This is a genomic window from Paenibacillus flagellatus (assembly GCF_003217775.1).
GTDB classification, from domain to species: Bacteria; Bacillota; Bacilli; order Paenibacillales; family NBRC-103111; genus Paenibacillus_AB; species Paenibacillus_AB flagellatus.
On sequence record NZ_QJVJ01000001.1, the window covers coordinates 769,770 to 788,917 of the forward strand.

14 protein-coding genes are annotated in these 19,148 nt (G+C 60.4%); 3 read left to right on the plus strand and 11 right to left on the minus strand.

Annotated elements, in window-relative coordinates; all coding sequences use genetic code 11:
- Positions 1 to 214: 214 nt before the first annotated feature.
- The 3 genes from DLM86_RS03335 to DLM86_RS03345 all read right to left on the minus strand — a co-directional run bounded on the left by DLM86_RS03335 (position 215) and on the right by DLM86_RS03345 (position 4,463).
- The gene (locus DLM86_RS03335; RefSeq protein WP_110838520.1) at positions 215 to 2,467 is read right to left on the minus strand and encodes a helix-turn-helix domain-containing protein; all 2,253 of its coding nucleotides are present in this window, start codon (positions 2,465 to 2,467) and stop codon (positions 215 to 217) included.
- A 67-nt stretch (positions 2,468 to 2,534) separates the two neighbouring features.
- The gene (locus tag DLM86_RS03340; protein WP_110838521.1) at positions 2,535 to 3,785 is read right to left on the minus strand and encodes a DUF6183 family protein; all 1,251 of its coding nucleotides are present in this window, start codon (positions 3,783 to 3,785) and stop codon (positions 2,535 to 2,537) included.
- A 27-nt stretch (positions 3,786 to 3,812) separates the two neighbouring features.
- Positions 3,813 to 4,463 (minus strand): TetR/AcrR family transcriptional regulator, encoded by a 651-nt coding sequence (locus DLM86_RS03345; protein WP_110838522.1) that lies wholly within the window; start codon positions 4,461 to 4,463, stop codon positions 3,813 to 3,815.
- Positions 4,464 to 4,630: 167 nt separating this feature from the next.
- Between DLM86_RS03345 and DLM86_RS03350 the strand changes: the two genes are divergently transcribed.
- A complete protein-coding gene (locus DLM86_RS03350; RefSeq protein WP_110838523.1) occupies positions 4,631 to 5,242 on the plus strand; it encodes a hypothetical protein in 612 nt (203 codons plus the stop codon).
- A gap of 311 nt (positions 5,243 to 5,553) precedes the next feature.
- Here DLM86_RS03350 and DLM86_RS03355 read toward each other — a convergent pair whose 3' ends face one another.
- Together DLM86_RS03355 and DLM86_RS03360 are read right to left on the minus strand one after the other, a co-directional pair.
- Positions 5,554 to 6,537: an ABC transporter substrate-binding protein gene (locus tag DLM86_RS03355; RefSeq protein WP_245954318.1), complete on the minus strand. Its 984-nt coding sequence runs from the start codon at positions 6,535 to 6,537 to the stop codon at positions 5,554 to 5,556.
- A 68-nt stretch (positions 6,538 to 6,605) separates the two neighbouring features.
- Entirely contained in the window at positions 6,606 to 8,213 is a 1,608-nt protein-coding gene (locus DLM86_RS03360; protein WP_158289301.1) for an AraC family transcriptional regulator, read from the minus strand.
- A 447-nt stretch (positions 8,214 to 8,660) separates the two neighbouring features.
- Here DLM86_RS03360 and lepB point away from each other — a divergent pair, with 447 nt between their 5' ends.
- Both lepB and DLM86_RS03370 read left to right on the plus strand, forming a co-directional pair.
- Complete coding sequence (gene lepB, locus DLM86_RS03365; protein ID WP_110838526.1) at positions 8,661 to 9,284, plus strand: signal peptidase I; 624 nt, start codon at positions 8,661 to 8,663, stop codon at positions 9,282 to 9,284.
- A 307-nt stretch (positions 9,285 to 9,591) separates the two neighbouring features.
- The gene (locus tag DLM86_RS03370; RefSeq protein WP_110838527.1) at positions 9,592 to 10,128 is read left to right on the plus strand and encodes a dihydrofolate reductase family protein; all 537 of its coding nucleotides are present in this window, start codon (positions 9,592 to 9,594) and stop codon (positions 10,126 to 10,128) included.
- Between the two features lie 247 nt (positions 10,129 to 10,375).
- On the opposite strand, the gene DLM86_RS03375 is transcribed toward DLM86_RS03370, so the two are convergent.
- The 6 genes from DLM86_RS03375 to DLM86_RS03400 all read right to left on the minus strand — a co-directional run bounded on the left by DLM86_RS03375 (position 10,376) and on the right by DLM86_RS03400 (position 19,102).
- Positions 10,376 to 11,860 (minus strand): discoidin domain-containing protein, encoded by a 1,485-nt coding sequence (locus DLM86_RS03375; RefSeq protein ID WP_110838528.1) that lies wholly within the window; start codon positions 11,858 to 11,860, stop codon positions 10,376 to 10,378.
- Positions 11,861 to 11,878: 18 nt separating this feature from the next.
- Positions 11,879 to 13,777 (minus strand): discoidin domain-containing protein, encoded by a 1,899-nt coding sequence (locus DLM86_RS03380; RefSeq protein WP_110838529.1) that lies wholly within the window; start codon positions 13,775 to 13,777, stop codon positions 11,879 to 11,881.
- 16 nt (positions 13,778 to 13,793) lie between these two features.
- Positions 13,794 to 14,861, minus strand: coding sequence for a Gfo/Idh/MocA family protein (locus DLM86_RS03385; RefSeq protein ID WP_110838530.1), 1,068 nt, complete (start codon positions 14,859 to 14,861; stop codon positions 13,794 to 13,796).
- Positions 14,862 to 14,934: 73 nt separating this feature from the next.
- Positions 14,935 to 15,915, minus strand: coding sequence for a carbohydrate ABC transporter permease (locus tag DLM86_RS03390; RefSeq protein ID WP_110838531.1), 981 nt, complete (start codon positions 15,913 to 15,915; stop codon positions 14,935 to 14,937).
- 38 nt (positions 15,916 to 15,953) lie between these two features.
- Positions 15,954 to 16,877: a carbohydrate ABC transporter permease gene (locus tag DLM86_RS03395; protein WP_146250143.1), complete on the minus strand. Its 924-nt coding sequence runs from the start codon at positions 16,875 to 16,877 to the stop codon at positions 15,954 to 15,956.
- Positions 16,874 to 19,102 (minus strand): DUF5696 domain-containing protein, encoded by a 2,229-nt coding sequence (locus DLM86_RS03400; protein ID WP_110838533.1) that lies wholly within the window; start codon positions 19,100 to 19,102, stop codon positions 16,874 to 16,876. The genes DLM86_RS03395 and DLM86_RS03400 overlap by 4 nt, the downstream gene beginning before the upstream one ends.
- Between the last annotated feature and the right edge of the window lie 46 nt (positions 19,103 to 19,148).

The following is a 19,148-nucleotide window of genomic DNA, read 5'->3' on the forward strand; positions in this document are numbered from 1 at the left end:
CTCCTGCGGCTGATCTGAGGCCACTATACGTCGTGCCGGCCGGCCGCGGCAATCGCCCGTTTTCCCCCGGATCAACGTATTTCCCGCCACAAGCCCGGAGAAGAAAAAAAGAACCGTGCGGCGGATGCGCACGATTCGCGACGATCGGTTCGGCCCGATCCCTATTCGGTTTAGACCCGATCCCTATAATGGAGTCCATCAACAAAAATCCGCATCAGGCTTTTCCCTGCACCTGCTTGCGATAATCGCCGGGCGTCAGCCCGACCTGCTTCTTGAACGAACGGATGAACGTATTCGGATGCAGGTAGCCGACCCGCAGCGTGATGTCCTGAATCGATTCGTCCGACTGTGCGATCAGCTCCTTGGCGCGTTCGATCCGGATCTGGGACAAGTAATCGATGAAGTTGACGCCCATCTCTTCCTTGAACAGCCGGCTGACCGTCTTGCCGTGAATGCCGAACGCTTCGCTCAAGTGCTGCAGCGACAAGTCCGGATTGTCGTAGTGCTCGCCCAGATAAGCGCGCATGTCCTGCACCAGCTTGTAGCTGCTCCGTGCCGACCGGATGTCGGACATCCGATCGGACAATCGCTCGAACACCGCTCGCAGCTTATGCTCCAGCTCGTCGATCGTCTCCCATTCCGCGGCCGCTTCTTCCAGCTTCGCCGCGCCTTCCCGCGTCCACGCCTCGTGAAGCTCGGACGGCAGCTCCATCAATTCTTTCTGCAGGAAAAACGCCATATAGCTGATCAGGTTCGTCATTTCGTCGCGGGAGTAGAGCCCTCCTCGCACCTCGGCGAACATGCGGTCGAAGCTTCCCGTCCATTCGGCGCCGCCGGTTCGGAGCGCGACGGCCAATTCGCGAATATGCTGAAGCGGATTGATCGAGCGGTGCTTGTCCGGCGTCTGAATTTGCCAGTAGCCGATCACCGGAGGCGCCCCGAGGGCGGGCTGGTAGGCAAGCGCTTCCCTCGCTTCGCCGTAAGACTCGTGAACCTGCTCGGCTCGGCGGACGGCGGATCCGATGCCCACGGATATACCGAAGTGAAGGTGCTGCACCGTCCAGCGGATCAAGTCGTCGGCCAGCTGTTTCACCCGTTCCTCCGGGGAACCGCCCGCCGCCGTTTCGGGGATCATGACGGCGACGGCCAGCCGGTCGTTCGTCATCCATTCCGCCCAACAGAACGCGCCGCCGGATTCCGACAATTCTTTGACGACGCTCGTCAGCACGAACTTGAGCAGGCTTTGATCGTGACGGGAATACGTATCGGTGAACGAATGATACTTGTTGATTTTGACCGTACAGACGACGAACTCGGCGAACGAATGCGGCAGCTCCAGGCTCTCCATTTCCCGGCGCCATTCTTCCGGCTTCAGCGGGCGTTCGCCCTCCAGCCATTCGGCGAAAAACGTTTTGCGCCGGTAGTACAAATTCTCCTCGTGCTGCCGCTGGAACACCTCGGCTTGATCCAGCAAGCTTTCCAGCGCGGAACCGATGATCTTGAATTCGTCGTCCGACTCCTTCTTGAACAGCTCCGTCTGCTTCTGCTCGGCAAAATACCGGATGCGGTCGACGATCGATTGCACCGGCTTGTAATTTTTTCGGGTCACGAGCACGATCCAGACGAGTCCGAGCAGAAAAAACGCCAGGCAGACGAGTATCCAATACTTCGAAAGCGTGGACACGATCCGGAACAAATTGCCGTTCACGACACCGTTGCGCACATTCCAGCCCAAATAGTCGGACCGGTACTCCGTCTTCAAAAATCCGTCCTCGTGCTCCTCCACATAGACGGGATGGCCGTCCCGGTCGTGAATGGCGATCCGGTTGCTCGGGATCGAGCTCGTCATCGACTTCACGAGCTTGGCGACCGATTCCGCCCGCACGTTGACGATAATCAGTCCGTCCGTACCCGTGAACAGCGGCGTGTAGCGGACAAGCGAGATCAGCTCGGCCGGCTCGTCGCCGGAGAAGCCTTTGCGGACGGTCATCCACGGCCGGTTCAGCGACAGCTGGCCCAGCGCTTCCAGAATGACCTTCTGGTCGTTGAACTGCTCGATCGAAAACACCGCGTACGGCGTCAAAACGGTCCCGTCCGCATGGCGGTACAAATAAATGGAATCGATCAGCGGCATGGCGGTCATCATCGTCTTCAGCTTGGTGCCCGGCTGCACCATCGAATAAAATCGATCCTCGCGCAAGCTTTTTTTGAAAAAGTCCATCATCGTATCGTCGGCCGCGATTTCGCCCGATACGAGATTGTCGATTTGCCGAAATTCGTTGTCCAGCGATTGAAGCAGCTGCTCCGCGAATAGTCGGTTGGACTCCACCGCCGTTTTGCGCGAAACGTCCCCGAGCGCCATCAGCAGCGTAATCATGATGAGCGGTATAATAAACAGAAGGATGGAAATGTATGAAAGCACCCATCGGTGAAACCACGTTTTCTTAAGCGAATAGGTTCCAGTCATCCCGCTTCTCCTTTGTCGGGTCGTCCCGATTGACGGGCTCGCTCTCCCGCTTGCCGTTCAGGCCTTCCTAGTCCGTATCCGTGGCCGCCAATACGGCCAGCGTGCGTCCGTCCGGGCGCAGGGCGACGATGCCGACGTCCCACGCGACTTGGCGAAACCACGGCGTCGGCGCCTCGAAATACGACCAATGGCAGCCTTCGATCCGCTCGATCGCGGAAGGAATATCCGCATCGTCGGGGACGCCGGCCAGCGCCATAGCCGATCGCCACGCGTCGAGCCGCCCGTAGGCGTTATGTCCCCCGCTGCTGTAGGCGCCTCCGTTGGCCGCCGCCCCGTATAGAAAGACGAACATGCGGTCGGCCGGCAGCGGCCGAAGCAGCACCGTCTCCGGCGCGGCCCCGTGCAGGCTTGCCAAGCCGAGCCGCAGCAGCAGCCCGGGCGTCACATGCTCGGGCTCGAAGCGGTCTGCGAACTCGAACACGGCAGCCTCCGATCTCCCGTTCGACCGTTCGCGCCAGTTTCGTACGGCCGCCTCCATACGCTCCGCTTCTTCGGCCGTATGGATGCTGCGGAAAGCGGCGGGCATGATTGCCGTCCGCTCGGCCAGCCCCCTCGCCGCTTCCCGATCCGTCTTCCCTGCGCGCCGTATAGGGCCGAAAGGGGTGGAATGTCCCCCGCTGCCGTCCGGGCCATACAGCCGGAGCGGAAGATCCCGCTCCAGCATCGTAACCCGCAGCGGAAGCCGGCTCAACGGGTGTCCCGCCTCCTGCAGCTTCTCGCGAATTCGCCGCACCGCGGCATGGCTTTCGTCGGCCTTCCCCCTGACCGCCATCTCGCACAGGAGAAGCGCGGAAGCCTCGAACGGCACCCGTTCGTTCCCGGCGGCGCGATCCAGCAGGCGATGCAGCTCGTCGGACGGCCGGTTATCCGCGATGACGGCCATGAAATACGGGAGGTCGTACAGCGCCGCATTTCTCGGAAAGGCCGAATCCGCACCGCGTCTTTCCGTCAACAGGCGGACTACCCAAGCCAGCGCGTCCGACTCGGCGGCAAGCTGCACCGCGTACAGATCGAGACGGTCCAAGACATGATTCACCTGGTTCCAGTGCCTCGGATCGGAGGGGCGTACATGTGCCTCCGCCCATTCGACGGACCGGAGCAGCAACCCGCCGTCACCCCGTTCCGACCATCGCTTCGCGATTCCGTACAGCTCGCCGGTTACGGATTCTTGGTAGCCGCTCTCGGCCAGCTCCGTCAGCTTTTGCCGAAACCGCTCGAACTCTTGGCGCTCCCCGGCTTGATCCGATTTCTCTTTCATGAAGCTTCCCTCCCGTGATGAACCGGCTTATGCCCGTTCGCCGCTCTCCGCTCCCCGTCCGGTCCGCTCTTTCTCGGACTTTGCGGAAGGAGTCTCCCCGATCAAGCCGTAAAAAAACAGCTCCATCAGCATGTCGATACGGCGATGCGGCCGTTCGGCATCGGTGGCCCCCCATAATCGCCCCAGCTCGTTTTTGTACATGTTGAAATAAACCGCCGTCGTCTCGTCCGACAAACCGTCGCGGATAAATCCTTCCCGTTTGCCGAGGGCCGCGTATTTCATGAAAAAATCGCGAACCTTCCCTTCGCCGTACGTCTCCAGCAGCTGCGTCAGCCGCCCCCGATCGGCGAACGGAGCTGTCGGCATCGCCTCCGCCAGCAGCTTCACGTTCGCCGCCTCCGCCAGCATAATCTCCCTCGTTTTCTCGGGAAACGAAAGGTCCGAATCGAGAATGCTCTCGTACCGCTCCAGCTGCTTGTCCATCCAGTCCGCCATCATGTCGAGATACAGCTGTTCCTTCGTACCGAAATAGTTGTAAATGGTGGCGGGGGAAACGTTCGCCTGCCGGGCGATTTCGTTTACGCTGACCTTGTGGAAGCCGAATTTCGAAAACAACGGGAACGAAGCCGTGAAAATCTTATCGACCTTCGCCTGCTTCCGCCGTTCGTAGCCGTCCATAACCTCACCTCGTCCACAGTAAGTGTAGCCGAAGTTTTGGAGTCGTTCAATGGGAACAGTATAAAACCTATTGAACTTGCCGGGACGACCGTGTCATAATAGTTATGGAGTCGATTGATATTTTTACTACAAAACTTGATGCATGCAATCGGAGAGGAAGTGGAAGCTTGAAGGCGATTCGAATCCCCGCTTTTTTGCATGACGTGTTCGGGGAGAGACAGACGGCCGGCGCCTTGGCGGCCGTCCTGCTGTTCGGCGGGGCGATGACGGCCGCGTCGTACGGCGCTTATCCCGGACTTGTCGACGGCGTAGCGTTCTGGCGCGGAGCGTTGGCCTTGCTGCTCGCCTTCGACATCTTCGCCGGATGCGTCGCCAACTTCACCGCCTCGACCAGCAACTTCTATGCGGAACGCCACACGAACCGCCTCGTCTTCATCGCGGTCCATATCCATCTTCCGCTTGTCGCATGGCTGTTGAACGCCGGTATCGGATTTGCGGTCGGGGTATGGGCGTATACGATCGGCGGCGCATTCATCGTGAACGGGCTGATCGGCCGACCGTCGCAGCGGTTCGTCGCAGGCGTTCTGCTGTCCGTCGGATTGGGAGGGATGCTCCTGCTGCCGGACGTCGATCCTTTCTTGCGAACGGTCGGTCTGTTCTTCATGGTCAAAGTGATGTACGCGTTCGCGGTCGATCATTACGGAAGGGCGTCGGCGGAAAGGATAAAGGGGGATGAACGCGATGTCGTATCGGGCGGTCGGGCCCGACGGGAAGGATAAGCACCTTCGAATCGCTTCGGTACGAGCGTACGGGGCGGTGACGACGTACGGGGAGCGGTCGAGAACGGAAAAAATGCTCGGCGGCTGCATCGTGAAAAAGCCGCGAGCGGGCGCGTTTCGGGGCGTATAAGTGCTGGTTTGTTTTCTCTTATCCCGCTGGCGTTCCGGTTCCGCCGCGCGTCCTGCGGCAGTTGAACGCGTACATGCGGCTCACCCTCCGGCGTCCCCGCCCGCCGCAAGCCGCAAAACGCCGTAAGGGCTGCAGCAGTCAGCATCCGCCGATCTGCCGCAGCCCTTACGGCGTGGAGGACTCACTTCCTTTTGCTCGCGCCGGAGAGCAGCATCTCCGTCTGCAGCTCGAGCTGCTTCTCCAGCGAGATCAAATCGCCCGCCGCGAATTGGTCGATGTTCAGCCGGTAGACGCGGCCGTTCTTCACGGCCGGCAGTGACTTCCACAGCTCGGAGTTCATGATGTCCTCCGCGCGCTTGTCTCCGCCGTCCGCCGCATAGACCGAGACGAACATGTGGTCGGCGGCGTACTGGGGCAGCGTCTCCAACGACATGTCCAAGCCCGAGCTGCCCCGCTTCCTGACGATGTCCTTCAACGAATCCGGCGGGCGGTAGCCCAGACTCGTATACAGGTTGCGCGTCCCGCGTCCGAAGCTTTCGCTGACCGCCCAGAAGCTCTTCGCCCATATTTCGTATACGCCGACCGTTTCGCCCGGGGCGACGACGCCCTCCAGTTTTTTCTTCGCCTCGGCCACTTTGCTTTCGAAATGAGCGATCGCCGCCTCCGCTTCCTTCGATTTGCCCAGCAAATCGCCGAAATCGCGGAGCTCCTCGTACACGTCCTTTTGCCCCCAAGGAATGACGATGGTCGGCGCGATTTTGGAGAACTGCTCATAGTTTTTGTCCGAGGGACGGATAATGAGGTCCGGCTCCAGCGAAGCGATCGCCTCAAGCGCGGAGGCGTCGTCCCCGATATCGACGATGCCTTCTATCCGGTCTTTCAGAAAATATTGCTTCATGGAAGCGCCGCCGGCTCCCACCGGCTTGACGCCGAGCGTAAGCAAATGTCCCAAATATTGCGTGGCGACAATTCTTTCGGGTTGCGCCGGTATTTCGATCACGCCCTTAATCGTCTCGTACTTGCGCGTCGCGCCCCCCGAATCGCCGCTTGAATTTGCCGATTGTTCCGGCCCGCCGTCTCCTTCCGGTCGCTCCGTTCCGCAACCGGCATCCAGAAGCAGCAATACGGCGATCAGCAGACCGGACATCCATGTTCGAAGTTGCACATGCTCGCCTCCAGTTGGTATTGATAATCATTATCATTCAATACGATAACAATCATCCCGTCCGGCGTCTATTTCCGAATATGGGACGTTCCATGGACTTTTGTAAGAAGCCGCGTCTGCACCTCGAGCTGAAGCTCCAGCGCAAGCGGATCGCCATGCTTGAACAGCTCCAAGTCGACCGGATAGACGTTACCGTTCCGAACGGCCGGCTGCGCCATCCACGGCTCGCTGGACAACACTTCCCTCGCCCATTGCTCGCCTCCCCTTTCGTTCCATACCGTAACAAAAATGCGATCGGGCGCGTACGCTTCGAGCTCGTCCGGCGACAGTTCGAGGCCGACGCCCGGATTCAATACGTACGGAGCCAGTTTCTCGGGCGGAGCGAAGCCGAGCGTTTTGTACAGATTGCGCACGCCTCTTCCGTAACCGATATTGACGGCCCAAATGCGCCCGGCCCATATTTCGTAGACGGCCGCGGTTTCCCCGGGGCCGATAACGGCCGACAATCGGCGCGCGGCCGCCTCCTCCTTCTCGGCGAAAGCGTCGATCCAGACTTGCGCTTCCTTCTCTCGGCCGAGCAGCTGTCCCAAATACCGAAGCTCGTCCAGGACGTCCGCCTCTCCCCACGGGATGGAGACGGTCGGCGCGATTCGGGAATAAGGCTCGCCGTTCGGACTCGACGTCAAGATCATATCCGGTTGGAGCGCGGCGATCCGATCCAGCGACCGGGGCGTGCCGATGTCGGCGACTCCACGCAGCCGATCCCGGTATGGGACGCCCTGCAGCAGCTTCGCGGTCGTGGCGACGGGCGTCACGCCGAGCGCGAGCAGATGCCCGACGTATTGCAGCGCGACGATTCGCTTCGGACGGTTCGCGTAGACGCTCGGCGGTACGCCGACAACCTGCTTGAATTTCCGGCTCAGGTACAAGCCGTCCCGATAACCGACATCGTGCGCGATCCGGTCGAGGCTTCGGCCGGGCCGCAGCAACAGTTCTTCCTTCGCCCGGGCGATCCGGATCTTCGACAAGTAGTCCAAAAAACCCGAACCGGTCGCTTTCTTGAACGCCGCGGAGAAATATTCCGGCGTCAACCCGACGCGCTCCGCCAGCTCGGCGCGCGTAACCGGCTCCCGGTAATGCCGCTCCACGTAATCGATCGCGTATTGGATTCGGCCGTCCGGCTCATCTTCCGGCGCCGGCTTCGGCTGCCTCAGCACGTAATGAAGCCATAGCGCGAATTCCGCCTCGAGGCGCAAGCCGTTCCCCTCCCCGCCTCGCTCCCACAGCCGCGCGAGCTGCCCGGCCGACGTCTGGGCGGCATCCGAAACGGCGGACGGGACGATTCCGGACGGTGCGATCGGGTCGAGTTTTTTCACATACGTGCGCTTGCACGGGCCGTCCTCCGCCAATTCCCACACTTCGAATCGAACCCAAAATAAGTCGAGCAAGCCCGCGGAATCGGTGCGCGCATCGATCGTAGAGCCGGGAGGACAATAAACGACCGTCTTGCCCTTTAGTCTGCAGCGGCTTCCGCCGCAGTAGAGGTAGCCGCTCCCCTCCGATACGATCGCGTATATGTGGGCATCCGCATAGGTCCCATACATGTTTTCCGCGGCATCCAATCGTACCCCTTGCACCTGTTTCAACGCGTAAAGTACCGAATCCGACGGCAGCATCCGATCCCCTTCTCCGCTATGCATCAATTAACTGAGAACAATTCTCAATTAATTCGATTGTATCGGAAACGGAAAAAGCTCGTCAACCACGTCGTCGGTCCATCCCCTATCAGCGGATGCTGATTTGAGGTGTGGGATGGCGTCAATGATTACCAGTACATAAAAATAATAAACGATTTAGCAATTCGGCCATTCCCCAATGACGGGAGTATGGGTTTTGCCCTTCCCCGTACTGTTCAGTCCAGAAAATGTCCAAAAAGTAAAACAAGATTTTAAAGGGAAAAAGCTAAAAGACGTTGAAGAAACGTTCCAGATGCACAACGATGATAGGACTTCGACGTAGGTACTCAATGAGGGACAAGACATGGTGATGAAGACCTCTTTTACAGCTGAGACGGAATTCTGGGGAAGATAAATGCATTCTTATCATCGGACAAAAGGAGTTGGATGAAAAAAATGATCTTCTTTAAATTCTTCGTGCCGATACTATCTCTTCTACTATTGGTATCCTGTCAAGAGAAAGGCTCAATTGTTGATGCCACTAGTACTCAGAAACCTGAAAAATTATATGACAGTAAGAGTCTGCCTGCAAATCATGTCGTTTTTGAGTTTCGGAACGACACCATGCAAAGGGATTTTACATTTCCTCTGAATGTAGTAGCTGACAAAGACTTTTATAAAAACAATCCGGTCCAGCGAGGCGATATTGTACTTGTCGAGCTACCTGAAGATATGGCGAAGCAAAATAAAAACGTTCCTGAAGAATCTCTCCATATCGAACGAAAACAACTTCTCCGTGTAGTTGGATTACCAGGAGAAACCATTGATATCCGAAAAGGACAAGTCTTTATCAACGATCGAAAATTGGATACCTTTTACGGTAGGGAGTATACGGGGGGAGTCCAAGCAGAGGGTAATGAGGCATTCAGTATGCCTAAACCCGTTGTTGTCCCGACAAAGCAATATTTCCTCCTTGCAGACCAATGGTCAAGGAGCGCGTACAGCAGTATCCGGACCTCAACATATGACGAGAGTGTTATACAAGGAAAAGTAGTTGGTTATATGAGATGAATATCACTACGATGCCATACCGATAGACCTCAAACTGGGGTCTATTTTATTTTTCACTGTTTTCTTCAATTCCCTTGCTATTTGAAGAAAAACTGTCCTAATCACTAGGATGCAGCCGCAGCGACGACCTGGCCAGTGTGCGGCCGACTAAAGTTGTATTCGGTCGGGCCGGGACTTGTACATTAGCAATCCATGAGAAACCGGTCATGCTGTTGGATGATAACATGTAGACATAAAGGAGGCTGTACATGGAACGGGTAAACCTGATGATGAATGTACAAGAAAACCAGGGGGGAGAGTCAGTCGCATGGCAAAGATCGTTTACGCATTGAACCAGTCTCTGGACGGGTTCGTCGACCACGACCACCCGGCATTCCAGCCCGACCCCGTGCTATTCCGTCATTTCATCGACGACGTGCGCGGCCTGGCGGGCATCCTGTACGGGCGCCGCATGTACGAGACGATGCGGTATTGGGACGGAGACCATATTGAATGGGATGCGCCGGAACGGGAATACGCAGCGGCGTGGCAAAGCAAACCGAAGTGGGTGGTGTCGAGGACGTTAACATCCGTCGGTCCGAACGCTTCTCTGATCGAGGGCGACCTGGCCGCGGCCATACGCGGGCTGAAGGCTCAGCATGAAGGGGAGATTGAAGTTGCCGGGCCGGAGCTGGCGCACAGTCTAACGGAGCTCGGTCTCGTCGATGAGTATCGACTCTATCTCCATCCGGTCGTGCTCGGTCACGGCAAGCCGTTCTTCGCCGGTCCGCGGCCGCCGCTGCGCCTCGCGGCAAGCGATCGAATTGGCGGGCAGGTGATCAGGTTGACCTACGTTCCGGCTTAGAGTTAGTGGTGCGGCTGACCCGGCGGCCTAAAGGGATACGTTAGTTCAACAAATACGGTCACTTGCATCCGGGAGCCCCGGCGGGCGGGATTGAAGCGGATCGCCCGGCGACAAACGAAGCCATGCAGGGCTTTCATTAGACCTTATCCCATTTTATATCTCATGGCTCTCTTTGGACTTTCTCAGCAAGTTAAGGGGACCTATCGGCCCCCTCTTCTTCGTTATAATCTGTCTACGAAATGCGCCGTCACTCCGAAGCGTCGCGGTACAGCTCGACTTCCTTCAGCTCGACGCCGCCCGGACCGCTGCGGTGCGTGAACATGAGCTTCACGTAGCGCTTATGCTGCATCGGTACGGCGATGTCGTCCGTCCCGCCGTCTCCGTCCTTGTCGTGCACGATGTTGTCGAAGGTTACGCCGTCGTCGGACACTTGGATTTTATACTTCGTCGAATACGTGTCGCCCCACTTCAGCAGCACGCGGTCGAACGAGCGGCTTTCGCCGAGATCGAGAACGATCCATTCCGAGTTTTTCGCGTCTCCCGTCCAGCCGCCGAACAGCTTGCCGTCGGTCAACGCATCCGTTCCCGCGTACACCGAAGCCGTTACCGTCGCTTGGCGGGCCAGGTTCGTTTGGTCACGGATGATGCGGGCCGCCATGGCGGTGTAGGCGGACTGGTTGTTGTACCAGGTCCAAGGATGCCCCTTGTCCAAATATTTCGCCTTCACGCTCTCGATATACGCGTCGACCCGCTCCCGATCCCCCATCTTCGCGGCCACGTAAGCAAGGTTCGCCCACGGGAACTGCGTCGTGTTGTTCAACGTTTGCCATTCCGGCCAATAAAGGTTGAACGCGTCGTACAAGCTCCGCGCCCGGTTCGCCGCGGGATCGATGACGCCGTTCAAAATCGGCCACATTTGGCCCGTGGAATCGGGGTAGAACTTGCTCCAGCTCGTCGTGGTCGACGGATTCGTGTAGTAGTAATGCTTGTACTTGTCCTGCGCGGACATCCAGAGCGTCTCGAGCCCCGCTCCGACCTCCGCCTGCTTCCCGGCGTAGTAGGCGGCTTTGACGGCGTCCCCGAACACGTACTCCTCGAGCCAGGCCGCCGCGCCGAGCCCTTCGTGCACCTCGGTGTTGTCCATCAAGTATTTGATCTTGTAGTTCATCTTCGCCCACGTCAAGCCGTCCGGCTGCTGGGTGGCCAGCGCCGCCCCCGCGATCCGCTCCAGCAAGGTCCGGTTCTGCACGAGGAAGGTGCGGTCGCCTCCCGCCTCCGCGTATTTGCGCGCCAGCATCAGGAACGTCGCGGCGGACGAATCGGACGAATCGTAATTGGCCGTCGAATACTCCTCCCCCGTCGCCCGGTCGATGTAATACACGTACATCGTCGCGTCCACGCCGAGATTGTCGGGAGCGTTCAAATGATCGAAATACCACTGCATCCAACGTTTGGCCGCGTCCAGATGGTCGGGAGTCGGATGCTCCAGCATGCCGACGGCGGCCATATTGGCGAAATACGGCTCCACTTTGTAGACGTATTTGCCTTCCCATAACCCGACCGCGTTGAACGACATGATCATCGCCCCGGAGGGCAGCTGCTGGTCGGCGATCCACTCGGCCTCGCTCTCCACGATCGCCGAATAGTCGACGGCCGCGTAAGCCGTACCGGCGGAGCCGGCGAGCATGGCGCCGGCGAGTCCGGCCAGCGCCCATCTTTTCATCTTCATCATCGTATCTCCTCCTTGAATTTAGAACGGATCGTAATACACGCCCGCTTCCCATATGGAAGCTTTGGCGGAGCCGGACGCCCGGGTCGTGAGCAGCAGCTTGACGTACCGGGCGTTCGCCGCGGCGAAGCGGATATCGTCCATGCCGCCGTCGCCCGTCGTCGTCGAATAAACGGTCGTGTAGGCGACGTCGTCATCGGACAGCTGGATCGAATAAGCGATGTCGTAGCCGGCGCGCAGCCAGTCGATCGCGACCCGGTTGATCGTCTTCATGGAGCCGAGGTCGATTCGGTACCATTGGTTGTCGGACGCCGCGCTCTCCCAGCGCGACGTCACGCTGCCGTCGACGGCTTGGGAAGCCGTGCCGCCGTTGCTGGAGGCGGTGGCGCTCCCGCCGAGCGCGAGATTCGGCCCCTCGGAGGCGTAGACTTCGACTTCCTTCAAGCTTGCCCCTCCGCTGCCGGACCGGTGCGTCAGCAGCAGCTTGACGTATCGCTTGCTCTGGACGGCCGTGTCGATCTCGTCGGTACCGCCGTCGCCGGCCGATTCGGTGTGGACGTCCGCGAACGTCACGCCGTCGTCCGACACCTGCACCTTGTACTGGTCGGCGTAATCCGCGTCCCATTTCAGGACGAGCCGGTTGAACGACCGCGGCGAGCCTAGATCGATCCGCACCCACTCGGCATTCGTCGCCGCTCCCGTCCAGTCGTTCAGCAGATCGCCGTCGGTCAGGCGGGAGGCGTCGGCCGCGTTCGATGAAGCGGTTACATGTTGCTGGTAGGCGATATTCGTCTTGTTTCGCATCAGCTTCGCCGCCCGAATCGCGAACCCGGATTGGTTGTTGTACCACGGATACGGATGATTGTTTTCGAAAAAGTTCGAGCGGGCGCTGGCCATGAAATTGTCCACCCGGCTCCGGTCGTCCAGCATCGCGGCGGCGAGCGTCAAGTTCGACCACGGGAAGCCGGTCGGGTTGTTCATCGAGGACCAGCCGGGATGGTAATCGTTAAACGTATCGTACAGGTCGGAAGCTCGGGAAGAAGCGGGAGAGAGGGCGCCGAACATCATCGGCCACAGCTGGGACGTCGCGTCCGCGTAGAAGGTCGTCCAATTGGTGGAAACGGACGGGCTGGTGTAATAGTAATGCTTGTACTTGCCGAAAGTCGGCTGCCAGAGCAGCGTTTCGATGCCGGTCTGCACGCTCGCCTGCCGGGCCGCGTAGTCCGCCGCCTTGGCGGCATCGCCGAACACGTTCGTTTCGAGCCAGGCGATGCTGCCGAAGCCGTCGTACACTTCGGCGTTGTCCATCAAATATTTGATCCGGTAATCCGGCTTCGCCCACGTCAGGCCGTCGCTTTGCTGATTGTCGATCATGACGTCGGCGATCGTCTCGATCGCGGACCGGTTTGCGTTCAAGTACGCCGTGTCGCCGCCGGCTTCGGCGTATTTTTTCAGCACGCTCATGAAGGTGGCCGAGTAGGAGTCGGTGGAGTCGTACTTGCCGCAATGCACTTCCGTGCCGTCGCTTACCTTGGCATAATGGACGTAGACGGTGCCGTCCAGCCCGTTGTAGTCGGGCGCATTGGCATGTCCGACGTACCAGCCGATCCAATCCTTGGCGGTCTGCAGATTGGCCGCGCTCGGATGCTCCAGCATGCCGAGAACGGCGAGATTCGCTTGGTACGGCTCGATTTTGTAATAATCGTCGCCGGAGCCGGTCGTGCAGACGCCGCCTGCGACCGTCATTTTGACCTTGGCCGTGCGCGACGACACGATCGCGCCCGACGGCTGCGCGAGGCCGGCGATATACGCCGCCTCGTTCTCGATGATGCGGGAATAGTCGACCGCGGCCGAAGCCGCGACCGGGCAGCCGAGCAGCAATGCCGCCGCGGCCGCCGTGCCGGCGAATCGTTTCTTCATGCGAATCGTCCCCTTTTCAGGTGGGATAATGAATTTCGGCCTTACTGGCGCTCGATTCGTAGATGCCGCACAGTATCTTCATCATCTCCACTCCGTCCTCCACCGGACTGATCGTCTCCGTCCGTCCCAGGCACGCGTCCACGAAATGGTCGATCTCGTTTTGAAACCCGTTGTTCGGATCGAACGTCAGGCTCGAAATTTGAGGCGTCGCATTCAGGATCGTATCGTATCTCTCGGTGACCAGGGACAGCTCCGGCTCCAGCTCCAACCCTCCTTTCTCGCCGTACAGCTTGACGGTCAGCTCCTCCTGCTTCGCGTGAAGCGAGAAGCTGACGTCGACGACGAGGGATGCCCCGTTCTCGAAGCGGACGATGGCGTTCGCCATGTCCTCCACCGTGTTGCGGCCCGGATCGTAATCCGACGACCGGTAGGATTGAAAGTTCCGCACATGGGAACGGTTCCCCAGCTTGACGTACGTGTTGCCGCTGACGGACTTCACCTTCGGCTTGCCCATCAAATACCAGCACAGATCGATGACGTGGACGCCGAGATCGATGAGCGGCCCGCCGCCGGACTTCTCCCGGTCCGCGAACCAGCCGCCGGGATTGCCGAGACGGCGAATACACGACGCTTTGGCATAGTAGATTTCGCCCAGCTCGCCGCCGTCGACGAATCGCTTGGCGACGATCGCGTTCGTGCCGAACCGGCGCACGTAGCCGACCTGCAGCGTCTTGCCGCTGCGCTTCGCCGCCCGCTCGATCGCGAGCGCCTCGTCCACCGTCATGCACAGCGGCTTGATGACGAGCGCGTGCTTGCCGGCGTCCATGGCGGCGATGCTCATCTCCGCGTGGAAGCAGTTCCACGTGCAAATGCTGACGGCGTCGAGCGCCGGGTCGGCGAGCATGTCGCGGTAGTCGGTATAGACGTGCGGGATTCGGTACTTCTCCGCCTTGTCCCGCGCCCGCCGCTCGTTCAGGTCGCATACGGCGTACAGCTCGGCGTGCGGGTTGTTCGCGTACGCGCGCAAATGCGTATCGGAGATCATGCCGGTGCCGATCATGCCTACTCGCAGCTTGTGGTCCATCGGTTCATCCGCTCCTTTAGCTTGTTATGGGCCCGGGAGGGCCGAGTCGGAGGTGCGCCCCAAGGGCCCCCGCTCACCCCACGATCCCCGTCCGCTCGATGCTCTTCATGAAATACCGCTGCAGCTCCAAGTAAAGGAGCAGCACCGGCAGCAGCACGAGCACGCACGCCGCCATGACGGTCGCCTGGTCGGGAATCGCCGTCGCCCCGCCGCTCATCGTGTTGATGCTTTGGCCGAGCAGCGGAAGCATCATCGGCAGCGTAAACTTGGCGTTGTCGACCAAATAGATCGACGGCTCGAAGAAGTCGTTCCAATGCCAGACGAGCGACAGGATGCCGGAGACGAGCAGCGCCGGCACGACGATCGGCAGCACGATGCGCACGAAAATGCCGACAGAGCCGCAGCCGTCCACCCGCGCCGCGTCCTCGAGCTCGTGCGGCAAATTGCGGAAAAACTGCCGGAAGATGAAGATGAACAGCGCCCCCCGCAGCCCGTGAGCGAAAAAGCTCGGCACGACCATCGGCAAGTACGTGTTGATCCAATCCAGCTGTTTGAACTGGATAAACAGCGGAATGATGATCGTCTGCGGCGGCACGATCATCGTGAACATCGCCAGCCCGAACAACATTTCTCGCCCCGGGAATTGGAATCGCGCAAAGCCGTAGCCGACGATCGAGCACGAGATCAGCTGGCCCGCCACGCCGAGCAGCGACAAGACCGCCGTATTTTTCAAATAAGGCAAGTAGTGCAGAGCCGCGTACGCATTGAAGTAGCTGTCCAGATTGATCGACTTCGGTATCCAGAAGACGGTCGGATCGACCAAATCCGTTACGGACTTGAACGACGTGGAGAGCATATACAGGAACGGGTACAGGAAGACGAAGGACAAGCCGATCAAGTACAAGTAGACGATCGCCCGGTAACCGAGCCCGAACACCCGGCGCATCCGGCCCATCCCGTTGTCCGCCAGCCGGCCCCGGCCCCCCGCTCGCCGGAGAAGCCGCGCGGCCGCCGTTTCCTTTTCCCGTCCGGGTAACCCGACCCGCTGTTCCATCGATAGGCACCTCCTTGACTTGAGTAAGGATCGAGCTTTCACCGTTCGCCGATGTAGACGACTTTCTTGCGCGTGAACGCGATGACGAGCACGACGAGCACGAAGACGAACAGGAAGTAGATCCAGCCGAGCGCCGACGCGTAGCCGAGCTCGATTTTGCTGAAGGCGGTATATTTGATATAGATCATCATGACGTTGCGCAGATCGGTAAACGAATCGACGAGCGTGAAAATCGCGTTCAGCAGCAAAATCGGCGTCATGAGCGGGAACGTAATTTTCCAAAACATTTCCCACGGCGTCGCTCCGTCGCACTTCGCCGACTCGTACAGCGAGTCGGAAATGCCCTGCAAGCCCGCGACGAACAGCAGGATGGGAATGCCCGTTTTCCAAAACGCCACGGTCAGCGTCCGGAGCACGTCGGACAGCGCCTCGGCCAGCTCCGGCGGCAAGTACGCCGCGACCGCGTCCGGGATCGCCAGCCCGCCGACCGCCTGGATTTGTCCGCCCCCGTCGCCCCCGGCCAGCTGCGTCATCGCCGCCTGCATCGGGTCCGCCTGCAGCCCGAGCAGCTGCTGCATGACGAACCCGCTGCCGATCAGCACCGGCAAAAAAAACGCGCCGCGAAAAAACAGCTTTCCCCTTACGTCCTGGTTGAGCATCGACGCGATAAAAAACGAAAACGACAGGATGAGCGGAATCTCGATCAGCGACGTCCGGATCGCATGCACGAAAAACGGCACGAACTGCGTATCCTTCAAAAACGCCCGCGTATAATTGTCCCACCCCACGAACGTCATCCTCAGCTCGGATACGTTGTTGATCGACTGGAAGCTCATGTAGAGCGACATCGCGAGCGGATAGACGAGGAAGGCGAGAAACCCGACGAACCAAGGCGAGATGAACAGATAGCCGCTCCACATTTTGCGCGTTTCCAATCCGACCTTAACCCTCGGCCTCCTCATCGTCCTCCTCCTCCTCCCCGGAACACTTCGTAGCTTTGCGGTCCGACCGCGATATCGCCCGACCGGTAGGCGGTTTTGCCGTAATTGACGACCGTCCGGACGCCGGACTCGTAAACCGTCTCGTAGACGCCCTCGGCCAGCCTCCGGTGGCCGGTCATCGGCTGCGCCCAGACGTCGCCGAGCTTCGTCTGCAGCTCCTTGTAGAGTCGCACGACCTCCGGCTCCCATTCGTCGAACGCCGAGCTGAACAGCTCGTTGTACCGCGTATACCGCAGCGGCTCCGGGCCGATCGCGGTCAGCTCGAAGTAAGGCATGCCGCCGTATTCGACCCATTTCAGCACGTGCTCCTTCGCATCGTAGTGCAAATTGTGCGGGATGTCGTCGCTGTACGGGACGTAGCCGTGCAGCACGAGCTGGACGAAAGGTACCGACTCGTCCGTGTACACGTAGCCCGAGCTGCGCATCGGGATGCCGGACAGCCGGTCCGCCGCCCGAAACGCGTAGCCGTTGCCGCCTCGGACCGCCGTCTTGCCGGACATGGAGCGCGCCTTGTCGATCAGCGCCATCCACCGTTCCGCCGACTGCCCGCGCGTCAGCCGGGCCCGGTCGTTGTAGTCGTTCACGACCGTCTCTCCGAGCCGGGCGAACTCGACGCCCGCTCCGTAGCCGGCCAGCTCGCCGCCGTCGGCTTCGAATCGCGCGTACGCCTGCGCCGCGTTCATCAGGAAGCGCGTGCCGAAATCGTTCGTCACCGGCAGCCGGTTCGGCGCCTTCACCGAATCGCGCTGCTCGGAGAAGCCGGGGTTGCCGGAGCGCGCATCGAGCAGGTTCACGCTTAGGAACAGGTCGTGCCCGTTGTCCCGGGCGAACGCCGACAGCTCCCGCAGCCCGGCCACCCCGCCCAGCTCCTTGGAGGCGCCGAACCGGTCCGGGACGATGCCGTAGCCGTCCGCCATCCAGCCGCGCGCGACGACGCTCATCGAGCGGACGCCGGCGCTTTGCAGCCGCTCCAGCATCCGCTTCGCCTGGGCGAAGTCGGTCGCCTTCACGAGCCGGTCGCGCAGCACCCGCTCCTCCTTCACCCCCATGAACAGGTCGAGTGCAAGCGGCAGCGGGGCGCCCGGACGAATGCGCCGGACAAGCTTGCCGCTATCGAGCAAGTAGCTCCGGTACGCCGCCGCCATGTCGGCGTATTCGGTCCGGCCCGGCTGCAGGAAGACGTAGTCGAGCGCGAAATCGGAGCCGGACCGCTCGCGCTCTACGTTCAGCACGCTCTGGTCTTTGCGGATCGCGGCCGAGAACGAGCGCCGGAACGTCCATTCCGCGGACACCCGGTTCAAGTTGACGACGTACCCGCTCGGGTAAAAATTGACGTTCGCGTCGTATTCGCCGCCGGTCATGTAGGCGACGAACGCCGCCCCGTTCTTCCGGACGCCGAACACGGGCAGGTAGGCGTTCTCCTCGCCCTCCCGGCCGGCCGTCACGCCGTCGTCGGGACCGTACACGCGGGCCGAATACGGCTTCGTATACGTCGGGTGCGACGGTTTGAACGTCGTGATGGCCCCGCTTCCGTCGGGATACAGCACGTATCCGTCGTCCTCGTCCGTGCCCGCGCCGAAATTCGGCAGCGGCTCGAGCGAGACGAGCACGACGCGCCCCGTCTCGCGGACGGAGGCGTCGGGGACGGCGACGCGCAGCTTGTCGCCGTCGAGCGTATAATCGATCGCGAAGCCGACGCCGTAAGCGGCGTACTCGTACGCGAACCGGACGCCGCCCGGGATTCGCTCCATCGCCGTCTTCGGCGCGTTCGCGACGGAATTCGTGCGGATCAGCTCGTGGATCGGCCGGCCCGTATCGGCGAACGTAACGTTGAACGCCGCCTTCGCCCCGTCCTTCAGCAGCTGGCTGCCGCCGAGCTTGTCGCCGGGCGCGTCGGAGGCGGACATCCAAACCGCCCCCGTCGCGGCGTCCTTCACCGCGATGTTCGACGTGACGGGGTCGGCGTAGAGCGCAAGCCGGGACGTCTCCGCCACCTTCGCGTACGCGGCCAAGTCGCCGAGCCGGGCGAGCGCCTCTTTGCCGGCGGGCGAGCTTTGCGCTCCGGCGAGGCCGCCGGCCGCCGCCTTTTGCGGCTCGTAGCGCTCCATCGCGAGCAGAAACGCGACGAACCCGGCCATGACGGCGGCCCAGACGACGAGACGAATCGTCATGCGCGCTTTTCGCATCGGTTGATCACCTCCCGGTTTTGTGCGTTGAATAGTCGGCTGCCGC